Genomic DNA, 14,369 nt, shown 5'->3' with positions numbered 1-14,369 from the left:
TCATGTCCGACGACGTTCACGCGGAAGAGGCGGCGCAGCTCAGTCCCGAGCTGGCCCGGGAAACCGACGGCCCCCCGCAGGCGGGCCTGGGGTACCGCATCCGGCACAACTACGCCCTGGGGCGCATCCTCAAGAGCCTGATCACGATCTGGGCCGTGGCCACCCTGTCCTTCGTGCTGGTGCGGTGGATGCCCGGCGACCCGCTGCAGGCCTACGTGCAGAGGCTGATGAGCCAGCAGGGCCTGGGACGGCAGGAGGCGCTCGCGCGCGCCTCCTCGCTGCTGTCCTACGACCCGGATGCCTCGCTGCTGCAGCAGTACCTCGCCTACCTCGGCGGGTTGGTGCAGGGCAACCTGGGTCAGTCCATCGTCGCTCCCGGGACCTCGGTGAGCGACTACATCCTCGCCTACCTGCCGTGGACGCTGTTCAGCGTCGGCACGGGGCTGCTGCTGTCGTTCCTGATCGGGATCACGCTGGGGGTCCTGATCGCCTACAAACGCGGCCGCTGGATCGATCACCTGATCACCAACATCTCGTCCGCGCTGAACGCCGTCCCCAACTACATGTGGGCGATGCTGGTGATCGTGGTCTTCGGCGTGCAGCTGCGCTGGTTCAACGTCAGTTCATTGCGGGGCACGGTCACCCCCGGTGTCCAGCCGGGATTCACCGCCGAGTTCATCCTCGACGCGCTGACGCACGCCGCCCTTCCCATCGCCGTCTACACCCTGACCTCCGTGGGGGGCTGGATCCTGCAGATGAAGTCCTCCACCACGCAGGTGCTCGAGGACGACTACGTGACCAGCGCGAAGGCCCGCGGCCTTCCCGGCTCCCGCATCCACATCAGCTACGTCGGGCGCAACGCGATCCTGCCGCTGTTCACCCAGTTCGCCGTCCAGCTGGGCTTCGTGGTCGGGGGCTCGACCCTGGTGGAGCAGATCTTCAAGTACGACGGCGTCGGGTACTACTTCTACGACGCGATCGTGGCCCGTGACTACCCCGTGGTCCAGGGTTTCATCCTGATCATCACGGTCTCGGTGGTGCTGGCGAACCTGATGGCGGATCTGCTCCTGTCCCGTATCGATCCGCGGATCCGAGTGGAAGGTGCCCGCTGATGAGCAACTCCCCCCTTCCCACCACCGATACCACCGTCCTCACCGGGGCCCGGACCCCACACCCCGGCAACGGCCGGTGGCGAAGCGCCCTCGGCGCCAGTGTGACGGGCACCATCGGCGGCGCGGTGTTCCTCCTCATGTGCGTGGCCTCGCTGGTCCTGCCGTGGTTCATCGAGGTGCCGGCCGCCAACTCCGCGCTGATCTACGACCCGCCGTCGGCGGACCATCTCCTGGGCACCGACGCCGACGGGCGCGATGTCCTCACGATGATCCTGCTCGGCGGGCGCGACGTCATCATCGTCAGCATCATCTCGGCCACGGTGTCCACGGGCATCGCCGTCGTGCTGGGCGCGTTGGCCGCGTACCTGCGGGGCTGGGTGGACTCCCTGGTGATCCAGTTCACCGATTTCATGCTGACCATCCCCCAGTTCGCGCTGCTGGTGGTACTGGCCGCCTACGTGCGTCTCGACAGTCCCGTGATGCTGGCGCTGCTGCTCGGGGTTCTCGGGTGGCCGGGCCTGCTGCGCGCGGTGCGGGCCCAGGTGCTCTCCCTGAAGGAACGCGAGTACGTGGAGGCGGCGCGCATCGTCGGTTTGTCGACCCCGGTCATCATCGGCCGCGAGATCCTGCCGAACATGGCCAGCTACCTCATGATCCACTTCATCTTCGCGATGACGGGAGCGACGTACGCGATGGTGGGGCTGTACCTGCTCGGGCTGGCACCCATGACGGGGATCAACTGGGGAATCATGATCAACAACGCCTGGGCGAAGGGTGCGCTGTTCTTCACCAATGCCGCCTGGTCGATCATGGCCCCGCTGCTGGTGGTGAGCGTGCTCCAGCTCTCCGCGATCTGGTTCGCGCGCACCCTGGAACAACTCCTGAACCCACGGCTGGCAGGGAAACAACAATGACGACTCCGACCACTGGTGCGAAACCACTGCTGGAGATCTCCGGACTGGAGATCAGCTACACGACGAACCGGCGACCGTCGATCGCGGTGAGGGACATCGACCTCAGCCTGTACCCGCGGGAGACCCTGGTCCTCGCCGGGGAGAGCGGGTGCGGAAAGACCACGCTGGCGCTGGCGATCCTGGGGCTGCTGCCCAAGGGCGGCGGCATCACCTCGGGCAGCGTCTCGTTCGAGAAGAAGAACGGCGCCACCGTGAAGCTCACGGGCCTCTCGAAGGAGGAGGAACGGGCCCTGCGATGGACGGAGATGTCGGTCGTCTTTCAGGGCGCGATGAACTCACTGAATCCGCTGCTCACCGTCAGGCAGCACTTCGTCGAGACGGCCCGCGCCCACGCGGGCAGCCCGAAGGGCGAGAAGCTCGAGGCGTGGATGGCGGAACTTCTCGAAATGGTGATGCTGGAACCCGGGCGGGTGCTCGCCTCGTATCCCCACCAGCTCTCGGGCGGGATGCGGCAGCGGGTGCTGATCGCCCTGGGGCTGCTGCTGTCCCCCCGCCTGGTGGTGCTGGACGAGCCGACCACCGCGCTGGACGTCCTGACCCAGAAGGCGATCATCACCATCCTGCGTTCGCTGCAGGAACGCATCGGGTTCTCGATGATCTTCATCACCCACGACCTGGCGCTCGCCGCGGAGATCGCGGATCGGGTGGCGGTGATGTATGACGGCCGCATCGTCGAACTCGGCACGGCCCGGGAGGTCTTCACGCATCCCGGGCACCCCTACACCCGCGCGCTGCTGGAGACGATTCCCCGCTGGGACGGCGAACCCGGGCGGCTGCGGACGATCAAGGAGTCGCTGGCCGACTACGAGATCGCCACCGACGAGGGCGCGGCCCAGCAGCTCACGCTGCGGGAGGACCCCGAGGTGTGGCTGAGCGAGACCCACCGCGTGGCCCACATCCCCAGGAAGCGCTCGGAAGGGCGGGCCGATGACTGAGACATTGATGGAGATCCGTGACGTCACGCAGCGGTTCCGCAGCGCGGCACGCGAGGTGGTGGCGGTCTCGGGGGTCAGCGTCCAGGTGGATGCCGGGTCGGTGACCTGCCTGGTCGGCGAGTCCGGTTCGGGGAAGACCACGCTCGCCAGGATCGCCGCGGGACTGGACAAACCCACCGCCGGCAGCATCCACTACCGGGGCCGGGACATCTCGCAACTGCGGGGATCCGATTTCATGCATTTCCGGCGAGAGGTGCAGTACGTGCACCAGGACCCCTACGCCTCGCTCAACCCGACCCGCACGGTGCTCAGCACGGTGCTCTCGGCCCTGGGCGCCCGGAGGAACCGGACCAGGCGACGCGCCACGGAGCTGCTCGAACGGGTGGAGCTGACCCCGGCGGACCTGTTCCTGGAGCGCTACCCCCATCAGCTCTCGGGTGGGCAGCGTCAACGCGTGGCGCTGGCCCGGGCGCTGGCCACCGAACCGGCGCTGATCATCGCCGACGAGACCACCTCGATGCTCGACGCCTCGATCCGCGGCAGCATGATCAACCTGCTCTCGGAGCTGCGCGACGACCTGGGCGTCGGTTTCCTGTTCATCACCCACGACTTCACCCTGGCCAGGCACTTCGCCTGGCGGGGTCGCACCGCGGTGCTCTACCTGGGCGAGCTGGTGGAGTACGGGCCGACCCCCGAGGTCATGGACACGCCCCGGCACGCCTACACCAAGGCGCTCATCGACGCGCTTCCCATGATCAGGTTCGACGACGCCGACGTTCCCGGTGGTGCGCCATGACGGGCGGCATGCCCCGCCAGGCGATCGCCGCGGGACTCACGATCAGCCTCCTGGCAGGCATCAGCATGCTGCGGATCCCCTCCGGTTCCGCGGCCTGGGTGATGTCGGCCCTTTCCCTCACAGCAGGCGCGCTGCTGACCGGCTGCGGAGCCCTGCTCCTACTACTCACCAGAGGATCCCCGGATCGCACAAGGAAAACCCCCCGACCAAGAGAGGAATCATGACCCACACGACACCACGACGAGGGCTCGGTCGTTGCATCGTCGCAGCGGTGAGCACGGTAGTGGCCACGGCGATGCTGCTGACCGGTTGTTCCGCCGCCGGCCGCTCCCCCACCGGAGGCGGCGCCGCCGCGGGCCGCAATTTCGGCGCGGACCAGTCCTTCGACCTGCCCCCCAAGGGCAACTTCCACACCCTTTCGGGCGTGACCGGTTCCATCCCCACGAACCTCGGCTACCTCAACGACATGATCATGCTGCCCGGTGGCATCTACAACTGGGAGAAGCAGCAGTACTACTACCTGCTCGCCGACGAGTCCTCCGCCCTCTCCCCCGACGGCCTCACCTTCAACTACAAGGTGCGTGAGGGGCTGAAGTGGAGCGACGGCTCGGCCCTGACGGCGAAGGACGTGTACAACACGTTCGTGATGCGCTACGCCATGCAGCAGCCGGTGTTCAACTACATCAAGGACATCGAGCTGGTCGACGACTCCAACGTCAAGTTCACGCTGAACTCGCCAGCACCCATCGCCGTGTACTGGATCATGCGTGAACGGCCCGCCTCCAGCGCACAGTACAGCGCGGTGGTCGAGGACGCCGCGGCGTTGTTCAAGAAGAAGGCGGCCCCCGACTCGGACGAGGCGAAGGCCCTGTCGGCGCGCATCGCGGAGGTCAAGATCGATCAGCCGATCGTGTCCGGCCCGTTCACGATCAACACCTCCACCATGACCAACTCGCAGTTGACGCTGACCCTCAACAACAACGGGTATCGCGCGGACAAGGTGGGCTACGACACCATCACGGTCCACAGCGGATCCACGGAGACCATCACCCCCCTGGTGCTCTCCGGTGACGTCCACTACGCCACGGACGGGTTCCCCGTCGCCACCACGAAACAGTTCGAGCAGCAGGGTTACAGGATCCTGCGTCCCCCGACGTACACCGGTCCCGCCCTGTTCTTCAACTACAACAAGCTGCCCGAGTTCAAGGACAAGCGGGTGCGGCAGGCCTTCGCTTTCTTCCTCAACCGTGACGAGATGGGCACGATCTCCCTCGGCGACTCCGGCAAGGGCGTCCGGTACATGACGGGCCTGTCGGACAACGCCATCGAGAAATGGGTGACCCCGGAGGCGGCCGGCAAGCTCACCGCCTACGATCTCGACCAGGCGCGGGCCACGCAGCTGCTGCAGGAGGCCGGCTGGACCAAGAACGGCGACCAGTGGGTCACCAGCGAGGGCAAACCCGCGCAGTACGACCTGGTGTTCCCCGGTGACTACGTCGACTGGGCCGCCACGGGCCAGAGCCTCGCGGAACAGGCCAGCGCCTTCGGCATCAAGATCACCCCGATCGGCGTGGATTCCAGCCAGCAGGAGGTCGACGTCCAGGAGGGCAACTTCCAGTTGGCCATCCAGGCCTGGGGCGCGTCGAACCCGTTCCCCACGGACTCCTACAACGCGACGTTGATCAACTTCAACTACCCGATGCTCGGTGAGGGCAAGGGCACCGGCTTCGATCTCCAGGTGCAGACCGACGTTCTCGGCGCGATGAACCTGGAGCAGGAGGTCCGTGACAGCGCGTTCGGCACGCCGGAGGAGCAGGTGGCGAAAACCACCCGTCTGGCGCAGGCCTTCAACGAACTGCTGCCGGTGCTGCCGCTGGTCGAGCGTTTCGGGAACAACCCCGTGGTCACCACCAAGGTGGCGGGGTTCCCGGAGAACAGCGACTACTACACGAACTCGTTCTACTCCGACAACTTCGTCCCCGTCTTCTTCTACGAGGGGATGCTGTCGCCGGTCCAGTGACCGATGCGCTCCGCATCAAGGAGGGTGGCCGGGCCAGTGGCCCGGCCACCCTCCTTTGAAGCCGGTCGAGCCAGATCCGACCCCAACTCCCCGGACACGCGCACGAGGTTTCGACACGCCCCACTCGCTGACGCTCGCAGGCCGGCTCAACCGGCCTTGACCGGGGCGGCCTCAGCGGGCCTGTTCGATTCGAAGGCTCACACCGTCGCCGAGGTTGAGGACCGTTCCGATCGGGACCGTCACTGATTCGCCGTTCTCCAGCAGGTACGGTTCCTCGGCGTTGAGCTGGATGGTGGTGCCGTTGGTGGAACGCAGATCCGTGACACGTGCGTCGTTGGGGCCTGCGGGTTCGATGAGCAGGTGGCTGCGGGAGATGTCGTTGCCGGGGCTGGGGACACGCATCAGCGAGGACCCCATGGGGCCGCGCGCCGCGTCGGGGGCGCGGCCGACCACCAGCCCCCCGACGACGTTCGAGAACTCGCCGGTGTTGACCTGCACGCCGATGCCGACGGGACCGTACTGCTGTGGTTCGTCGGCGTAGCCCATGGCGGGACGTTGGAACTGGGAGTCCTCACTGTGGGCGGCCGCCATCTGCTGGGTTTCCGGCATGCTGACGGGTTGCAGCGGCTCGGAGACGGGCTGGGGTTGTTGCACGACGGGTTCGGGAAGCTGGTGGTCGGTGTCGGGCAGACGCACGAGCTGATCGGGATCGGTGGTCAGGTGCAGCGCCGAGGCGCCGACCGCCCCGATGATCAAAGGTAGGTGGAGAAGCGCGTCGTATTCGAGGACCCCCATGTCGACGCGAAGTCCACGGATGGTTCCCAGCGGGGCCTCGTGCCAGGTGAGCGCCCCCGACCCGTCGAGTGCGGTCTGCCCCGTCGCCATGTCCACGACGGAGATCCGGCCGCGGGCCAGGCCGTGCAGCGACCCGCCGTCCCAGACGAACGCCGCGAAGTCCGGCATCTGGTCCAGGGAATAACCGCGCAGCACCTCGAGCAGCGATGCCAGCGAACCGGCACCCTGCATGTCGGTCCACAACTGGTTCACGAGTACCGACATTTTCGGCGGCGCGGGCTGCATGACCGCGACCAGACGCGGCCCGGCCAGCACCAACCACTGGCCGGGCGTGTAGGTAAGCCGCCAAGGGCCCAAAGGAAGCGACATCGACTTCTCCCGTCGTCAGATTTCTCCTCAGCCTAACGCCGGAAAGCGCACCGGTGGAGCCGGAACACCCCCGGGCAGCCAAACAGGGAACAGAATTTGTCCTGTCAAGTACCTGCAGCGAGTGAAAGGGCGAAGCCGGTTGAGCCGGGGCGCGAGGAACGAGCGACCCGAGTCGAAACCACCCCCGGGCTGTTCTCAGGCCTTGGTGATCCTCACCCTGAGGCCGAGTTCCGGTTCCTCCGCGGTCGGGTCCTCGACCTCTCCCTGCTCCAGGTCGACGGCCAGGACCTCGTCGGCGATCAGGTCGGCGTGTTCGCGGATCGCCTCCAGCAGCTCAGCGCTTGCGGCGAGGCGCAACAGGATCCGGTCGGAGACGTCGAGCCCCGACGACTTGCGGGCCTCCTGGATCACCCGGATCACCTCGCGGGCCCGGCCGGCGCGCACCAGCTCTGGGGTGAGCTCCAGGTCGAGGGCGACGGTCTCGCCCTGCTCGTTGACCACGCTCCAGCCGTCGCGGGGGCGCTCGGTGAGCAGCACCTCCTCGACGGAGACCTCCAGCGATTCGCCGTCGAGGTCGATGCGCGTCTTCCCGTGCTCGCGCAGTTCCCGGGCGAGCCGGGCGGCGTCGGCCGCGGCGATCGCGGCCGCGACCTTCGGGGTGAGCTTCCCGAACCGTTTGCCCAGGGCCCGGAAGTTGCCCTTGGCGATGTGATCGACGAGGTCACCGGCGGAGGTGAACGACGCGATGTCCTGGACGTTCAGTTCGGAACGCACCTCGGCGACGAGTTCCTTGGTCAGCTCCGCCAGGGCGGCCGTCGGCACGAGCATCCGTTTGAGCACCTGCCGCACCTTCATGCGCGACTCGGCGCGGGCCGCGCGCCCCAGCTCCACGATCCGCCGGGCGGTGGCCATCGCGCCCATGAGGTCGGAATCGATCAGCGACTCGTCGGCGACGGGCCAGCTGGCCAGGTGCACCGACTCGGGGCCGTCGGGGTTGGTGGCGGCGAACAGGTCCTGCCACACCCGTTCCGTGACGAACGGCATGATCGGGGCCATCAGCCGGGTGACGACGTCGAGGGTTTCGTGGAGGGTCGCCAGCGCACCGGCCTCGCCCGCCCAGAAACGTCTCCGCGACCTGCGCACGTACCAGTTCGACAGGTCGTCGATGAAGCCCGCGAGCAGCGCGCCGGCCCTCTGGGTGTCGAAGTCGTCGAGGGCGGCGGTGACGTCGCGGACCAGTTCGTTGGTGGCCGAGACCAGCCAGCGGTCGAGGACGTGCCGGTCGGTGACGGCGGGCACGGAGGCGCCCGGTTCCCACCCGGAGGCGCGCGCGTACAGCGACTGGAAGGCGACGGTGTTCCAGTAGGTCAGCAGCACCTTGCGGACCGTCTCGGCGATGGTGACATCGCCGACGCGGCGCGCCATCCACGGCGACCCGGAGCAGGCCATGAACCAGCGCACCGCGTCGGCGCCGTGGGTGTCCATCAGCGGGATGGGTTCCAGGATGTTGCCGAAGTGTTTGCTCATCTTCCGGCCGTCCTCGGCGAGGATGTGGCCGAGGCACACGACGTTGCGGTAGCTCGACTCGTCGAAGACGAGGGTGCCGACCGCCATCAGCGAGTAGAACCAGCCGCGGGTCTGGTCGATGGCCTCGCAGATGAAGTCGGCCGGGTAGTTGGCCTCCAGTTTCTCCGCGGAGCCGGGGACGTGCGGGTAGCCCCACTGCGCGAACGGCATCGACCCGGAGTCGAACCAGGCGTCGATCACCTCGGGCACGCGACGGTAGGTGGCGCCGTCGCGGACGATCTCGACGTCGTCGATGAAGGGGCGGTGCGGGTCGAGGGAGCTGAGGTCGCGGCCGGCCAGTTCGCCGAGCTCGGCCAGGGAGCCGACGCAGATCAGGTCGGTGGGGTCGTCGATGTTGCGCCAGATCGGCAGCGGCGTGCCCCAGTAGCGGCTGCGCGACAGGGCCCAGTCGATGTTGTTGTTGAGCCAGTCGCCGTAGCGACCGTGCTTGATGGAGGCGGGATACCAGGTGGTGGCCTCGTTCTGCGCCAGCAGCTGGTCCTTGATGCGGGTGGTGCGGATGTACCACGACGGCTGCGCGTAGTACAGCAGCGCGGTGTGGCAGCGCCAGCAGTGCGGGTAGGAGTGGAGGTAGTCGAGCCTGCGGAACAGCAGGCCACGCTGGGTGAGGTCGTCGACGAGGAGCGCGTCGGCTTCCTTGAAGAAGACGCCGCCAACCAGTTTCACGGCGTCGTCGAAGGCGCCGTTGGCGCGGATCGGGTTGACGAACGGCAGGTCGTAGGCGCGGCACACGAGCATGTCGTCCTCACCGAAGGCGGGCGCCTGGTGCACCAGGCCGGTGCCGTCGGAGGTGGTGACGTAGTCGGCCAGCACGATGTAGTTGGCGGGGGCGGGGAACTCGACCAGGTCGAAGGGGCGCTGGTAGTCCCAGCGTTCCATCTCGGAGCCCTTGAACGAGCGGCCGCGCGTCCACTCCTCGCCCAGCACCGCGTCGAACAGCGGTTCCGCGACCACGAGGCTTCCCTGCTCGGGATGCGTGCCGACGACGTAGTCGACGTCGGGATGCACCGCGACCGCGGTGTTGGAGACCAGCGTCCAGGGGGTGGTGGTCCACACCAGCAGGTCGGCCTGGCCGGCGAGCGGCCCGGATGTGACGGGGAAACGCACGTAGACCGACGGGTCGGTGACGTCCTCGTAGCCCTGCGCGAGTTCGTGGTCGGACAAGGTGGTGCCGCATCGCGGGCAGTACGGGGCCACCCGGTAGTCCTCCTGGAGGAGGCCCTTGTCGAAGATCTTCTTGAGCGCCCACCAGCACGACTGCACGTAGTCGGGGGTCATGGTGACGTAGGCCTCGTCGAGGTTCACCCAGTAGCCCATGCGGCGGGTCAGCTCGGCGAAGGCGTCGACGTGCCGCAGCACCGATTCGCGGCACTTCGCGTTGAACGGCTCCACCCCGTAGGCCTCGATGTCGGGTTTGCCGGAGAAACCGAGTTCCTTCTCGACGGCGAGTTCGACGGGCAGGCCGTGGCAGTCCCAGCCGGCCTTGCGGTCGACGCGGTAGCCCTGCATCGTCTTGAAGCGCGGGAACAGGTCCTTGAAGACGCGGGCCTCGATGTGGTGCGTCCCGGGCATGCCGTTGGCGGTCGGCGGGCCCTCGTAGAAGGTCCACGGTTTGCCGTCGCGGGTGCTCTCGAGGGACTTCGCGAAGGTGTCGCGTTCAGTCCACAAGGCGATGATCTCGCGCTCCAGGGCGGGGAAATCAACGGTTGCGGGGACTGCGTTGTAGGAACTCATCGGTACCTCGGTTGTTGGCTGGACGAACCGGAGGGACGAGCCGGAACCCGCGGTACCACCCTCCTTGGACGCGCTGGGCGTCCCACTCGATTGTCGATCGCGGCCGGGTCTAGTGAGCGTGCGCCGTTCTTCCGGCAGCTCCGGGGTGATGGCCCCATCAATGCCTTGCGATGCGGGATCAAGTATGCGCGAGACATCCGAATCGGGCAATTCGAGAGGATCCCTCTTTTCCCGAAGCTGGTTGAGCCGGGACGTGAACCCTCCTTCTCCGAAGCTGGTTGAGCCAGCACGTGAGCGAAGCGAACGGCTGAGTCGAAACCACTACTGGCACCCGGTGAGTAGAACCCGCCCCCAAGACCCCAGACAAGGTCACCATGGTTTCGACACGACCCACTCGCTGACGCTCGCAGGCCGGCTCAACCAGCTTGGGGATGAGATGGTTTCGACACGACCCACTCGCAGAGCGAACAGGCCGGCTCAACCAGCTTCGGGATGGGGTGACCACCTCAGGGGATTCCCCGCCCGTGGAGCCTCTAGGATCGGCCCATGGCCATCTTCGACATCCCCCTTGAGACCCTCCGCCGGCGCCGCAGCATCAAGTGGGCCCGGTTCGCGCCCGACGTGCTGCCGATGTTCGTCGCGGAGATGGACGCCCGGCCGGTGCCGGCGGTGGTGGATGTCCTCTCCCGGATGGTCGCCGAGGGTGACACCGGATACCCGGAGCTGCCCGACTACCAGGAGGCGTTCGCGTCCTTCGCCTCCGATGTCTGGGGCTGGGACATCGATCCGGCGACGGTGTCGCTGGCCTGCGACGTCATGACGGGCATGCGGGAGATGACACTGGCGACCACGAAACCCGGCGACGCCGTCGTCATCAACCCGCCGATCTACCCGCCGTTCCGGGCGGTCTGCAACGAGACGGGCCGCCGCATCGTCGAGGTCCCCACCACCGAGGCGGGGCGCCTGGATCTCGACGCCCTGGAGGTCGCGTTCGAGAAGGAGCGCCCCGCCGCCTACCTGCTGTGCTCCCCGCACAATCCGTCGGGGGCGGTGCACACCGCCGAGGAACTCACCAGGGTGATGGAGTTGGCGAACACCCACGGTGTCGCGGTCATCTGCGACGAGATCCACGCTCCCCTCTCGGGCGCGGAACACACCCCCATCCATCGGGTGCCGGGTGGTGAGCGGGCCTTCGTCGTGACGTCGGCGTCAAAGTCGTGGAACCTGGCCGGTTTGAAGGCCGGGTTGATCGTCCCGGGTGCGGAGGTCGCAGATGTGGTCAAGGGTCTCAGCGGTTACGTGCCGGAGTCGGCCAGTTACCTCGGGGTGGTGGCGCACGCGACGGCGCTGAACGAGGGTCGCTACTGGCTGGCGGAGGCCGCCGCGGAGATCCGCGAGAACAAACAGCACTTCGCCGACGAACTCCACCGCGCCATCCCGGAGCTGACCTACACGCCGTCGCAGGGCACCTACCTGGCGTGGCTGGACTGCTCCCCGCTGGGTCTCGACCACGCGGGCCAGCATTTCTTCGAGAAGGCGAAGGTCCGTTTCGGTCAGGGCACCGACTACGCCCCGTCGGCCACCCAATTCGTGCGCGTCAACCTGGCGACGTCGAAGGAGATCATCTCCGAGGCGGTACGCCGAATGGCGGCTTCTCTGTAACCCCCACCCGCCACCCGGTCCCACCACCACCCGGCCCCGCCGTCGTTTTGCTGGCCTTAATCCGGTCCGCTGGCCTTAATCCGGGTTTGCTGGGCTTGTTCACGTTTGCTGGCCTCACAGCGCAGGCAAACGTGAACAACCCCAGCAAAAAGGTGATAAGGCCAGCAAACCGGCGTGTCGGGGAACAGCCCCGAGGAGAGTTTTCCACAGGCGAAAAACTGGTCCTTGACAGCGCAGAGTCGACGTGGCGTCCAATGGTTTCATGACACGCACAACCCTTTGGACCCACGAGCATCTCACGACCCTGGGAGTAACCGACGCCCAACTCAAACAGCACCTCCGCGACGGCACAATGGTGCGCCTCAGGCGCGGTGTTTACGCCCCGACGCAGCAGGCGGACGTGTTCGCGGAGCACCGCCGACGAATCCAGGCGGCCGCCATCGACGTTCACGACTCGAGCGTCTTCAGTCACACCTCGGCCGCGGTGCTGCACGGCTTACCTGTTCCCATTGAGTCGCTGCGGGAGGTGACCATGACCCGCCGCACCCGCGGGCATGGCGATCACAGCGACCTCCTCCGGGTCCGTCGCACCGCCATCCACGACGACGAGGTCACGCGCATCGCCGGGTTACCGGTGACCACCCTCTCGCGCACGGTTACCGACCTGGCCCGCACGTCGCCCTTCGAGTGGGGTCTCGCGGTGGTGGACGCCGCCTTGGGTCGCGGTCTCAAACGCGACTTTCTCCAAGATGAGCTGCACAGGCATCCCCGGCTTCACGGGGTGAGGCAGGCCAGGCGGGTGCTGGCGCTCGGCGACGGACGGGTGGAGTCTCCCGCCGAGTCGCTGAGCAGGTTCCACATGATGCGGGCGGGAATCCCGGCTCCGGAGCTGCAGTTCGAGATCTTCGACGCGAACGGCGAGTTCGTCGCCCGCACCGATTTCGGCTGGCCCGAGCACGGGCTCGTCGGGGAGGTCGACGGACGCATCAAGTACCGGGAGCTGCTCGGCCCCGGCCAGTCCGCGGCGGATGTCGTGATGGCGGAGAAGCGTCGCGAACAACGCATCCGTGCGTGCGGGTACTGGATCGTCCGGTGGGGTTGGCGGGAGGCCAACGACCAGGCCTCGCTCACGGCCCTGTTGAATGCCGGTTTCGCGAGCGCCAGCCCCGCCTGGACCGCCCGTCGCAGCTCCTGACCCCGATTTGCTGGCCTTACTCCTGATTCGCTGGCCTTGGCAATGGTTTGCTGGGCTTGTTCACGTTTGCCTGCGCTGTGAGGCCAGCAAACGTGAACAAGCCCAGCAAAACCGGATTAAGGCCAGCGACCCTCAGATCTCGACCCTCGCCTCCTCCTGCGGACGACCCAGTTGCGTCAGGCAGCCCTCCAGCACCCGCATCACCTCGACGGTGTCGGACAGCGGCATCGTCGCCGACTGGGTGCGCCCGGCGAGCAGGCAGTCGCTGACCTCCATCAGCTCGTGGGCGTATCCCCTGCCGATCTGCTTGGCCTCGATGATCCGCGGCAGCACCCCCGAGCGGTGCACGGAGATGGTGGTCGGATGGTGGAACCTGGGCTGAGCCTCCACCCATCCCTTCGTCCCGAGGATGATCATCCGGCCCGGCCCGTGGACGTCGAATCCGCAGGTGAGCGCCGACGTCCCCCCGCCGACGTAGGCGATGTTGATCGTCGCCGCCGACTCCACCCCGTTCGGCGCGTACCGCCCGGCGCAGTGCACGTCCCGAGAGCTTCCCAGGAAGTCCTGGGCCATGGAGATGACGTAGACGCCCAGGTCGAGGAGGGCCCCGCCGCCCGTGGCGGGATCCCACAACCGGTTCTTCGGGTCGTAGGGGCGGAACGCACACAGGTCCCCCTGCATGCCGAGCACCTGCCCGATCCTTCCCCACGCCACGACCTCCCGGGCCGCCTCCACCGCGGGCAGGAACCGGGTCCACATGGCCTCCATCGCGAACACCCCGGCATTGGTGGCGGCCGCGACCACCTCCTCGGTTCCGGCGAGGGTGGCGGTGAAGGCCTTCTCCACCATCACCGCCTTTCCCGCGGATATCGCGGCCAGGGCGATGTCACGGTGATGAGGATGCGTGGTCGCGATGTAGACGACATCCACACCGTCGGACTCGATCAGCGAGCGGTAGTCTCGGTGAATCGCGGGAATTCCGTGTCTGCGCGCCAGTTTCCGCGACCTCTCCAGGTCACGTGACGCCACCGCGACCAGTTCGGCCTGGGGCACGAAAGCGAACTCTCCCGCAACGGTGTCCGCAATGCTTCCGGCCCCGACGATTCCCCATCGAATGCTCTCCATGGCCCAAGGCTACTCTGGAACATCGGGGGCTGACCATAACTTTGAGATGACAAATTTCGGGACGC

Annotated in this window: 11 protein-coding genes; 8 read left to right on the top strand and 3 right to left on the bottom strand. The window is 67.1% G+C overall.

Annotated elements, in window-relative coordinates; all coding sequences use genetic code 11:
• Window positions 1-2: 2 nt before the first annotated feature.
• The 6 genes from E0E39_RS00715 to E0E39_RS00690 are packed head-to-tail and all read left to right on the top strand — an operon-like array spanning window position 3 to window position 5,837.
• A complete protein-coding gene (locus E0E39_RS00715) occupies window positions 3-1,112 on the top strand; it encodes an ABC transporter permease (protein ID WP_130873035.1) in 1,110 nt (369 codons plus the stop codon).
• Window positions 1,112-2,026 (top strand): ABC transporter permease, encoded by a 915-nt coding sequence (locus tag E0E39_RS00710; protein WP_130873034.1) that lies wholly within the window; start codon window positions 1,112-1,114, stop codon window positions 2,024-2,026. The genes E0E39_RS00715 and E0E39_RS00710 overlap by 1 nt, the downstream gene beginning before the upstream one ends.
• Window positions 2,023-3,021 carry an ABC transporter ATP-binding protein gene (locus E0E39_RS00705; protein ID WP_130873033.1) on the top strand — a complete coding sequence of 333 codons (999 nt, stop codon included), beginning with the start codon at window positions 2,023-2,025 and terminating at the stop codon, window positions 3,019-3,021. Before E0E39_RS00710 ends, E0E39_RS00705 begins: the two co-directional genes overlap by 4 nt.
• Window positions 3,014-3,817 carry an ABC transporter ATP-binding protein gene (locus tag E0E39_RS00700; protein ID WP_130873032.1) on the top strand — a complete coding sequence of 268 codons (804 nt, stop codon included), beginning with the start codon at window positions 3,014-3,016 and terminating at the stop codon, window positions 3,815-3,817. The genes E0E39_RS00705 and E0E39_RS00700 overlap by 8 nt, the downstream gene beginning before the upstream one ends.
• 8 nt (window positions 3,818-3,825) lie before the next feature.
• Window positions 3,826-4,041 carry a hypothetical protein gene (locus E0E39_RS00695; RefSeq protein ID WP_207302372.1) on the top strand — a complete coding sequence of 72 codons (216 nt, stop codon included), beginning with the start codon at window positions 3,826-3,828 and terminating at the stop codon, window positions 4,039-4,041.
• A gap of 47 nt (window positions 4,042-4,088) precedes the next feature.
• Window positions 4,089-5,837 carry an ABC transporter substrate-binding protein gene (locus tag E0E39_RS00690; protein WP_207302371.1) on the top strand — a complete coding sequence of 583 codons (1,749 nt, stop codon included), beginning with the start codon at window positions 4,089-4,091 and terminating at the stop codon, window positions 5,835-5,837.
• A gap of 171 nt (window positions 5,838-6,008) precedes the next feature.
• Here the strand turns inward: E0E39_RS00690 and E0E39_RS00685 are convergent, their stop codons facing one another.
• Together E0E39_RS00685 and ileS are read right to left on the bottom strand one after the other, a co-directional pair.
• Window positions 6,009-7,001: an FHA domain-containing protein gene (locus E0E39_RS00685; protein ID WP_130873030.1), complete on the bottom strand. Its 993-nt coding sequence runs from the start codon at window positions 6,999-7,001 to the stop codon at window positions 6,009-6,011.
• Between the two features lie 195 nt (window positions 7,002-7,196).
• Window positions 7,197-10,322 carry an isoleucine--tRNA ligase gene (ileS, locus tag E0E39_RS00680; RefSeq protein ID WP_130873029.1) on the bottom strand — a complete coding sequence of 1,042 codons (3,126 nt, stop codon included), beginning with the start codon at window positions 10,320-10,322 and terminating at the stop codon, window positions 7,197-7,199.
• 546 nt (window positions 10,323-10,868) lie between these two features.
• Between ileS and E0E39_RS00675 the strand changes: the two genes are divergently transcribed.
• Together E0E39_RS00675 and E0E39_RS00670 are read left to right on the top strand one after the other, a co-directional pair.
• Complete coding sequence (locus tag E0E39_RS00675; protein ID WP_130873028.1) at window positions 10,869-11,984, top strand: MalY/PatB family protein; 1,116 nt, start codon at window positions 10,869-10,871, stop codon at window positions 11,982-11,984.
• A 262-nt stretch (window positions 11,985-12,246) separates the two neighbouring features.
• Window positions 12,247-13,179, top strand: a complete 933-nt coding sequence (locus tag E0E39_RS00670; RefSeq protein ID WP_130873027.1) for a type IV toxin-antitoxin system AbiEi family antitoxin domain-containing protein — start codon at window positions 12,247-12,249, stop codon at window positions 13,177-13,179.
• A gap of 132 nt (window positions 13,180-13,311) precedes the next feature.
• Here the strand turns inward: E0E39_RS00670 and E0E39_RS00665 are convergent, their stop codons facing one another.
• Window positions 13,312-14,304: a Gfo/Idh/MocA family protein gene (locus E0E39_RS00665; protein ID WP_130873026.1), complete on the bottom strand. Its 993-nt coding sequence runs from the start codon at window positions 14,302-14,304 to the stop codon at window positions 13,312-13,314.
• Window positions 14,305-14,369 lie beyond the last annotated feature (65 nt).

Source organism: [Pseudopropionibacterium] massiliense (assembly GCF_900607225.1).
In the GTDB taxonomy this organism is placed as follows: domain Bacteria; phylum Actinomycetota; class Actinomycetes; order Propionibacteriales; family Propionibacteriaceae; genus Arachnia; species Arachnia massiliensis.
The sequence above is the reverse complement of the archived record's forward strand: the minus strand, read 5'-3'. Positions and strand labels throughout refer to the sequence as shown.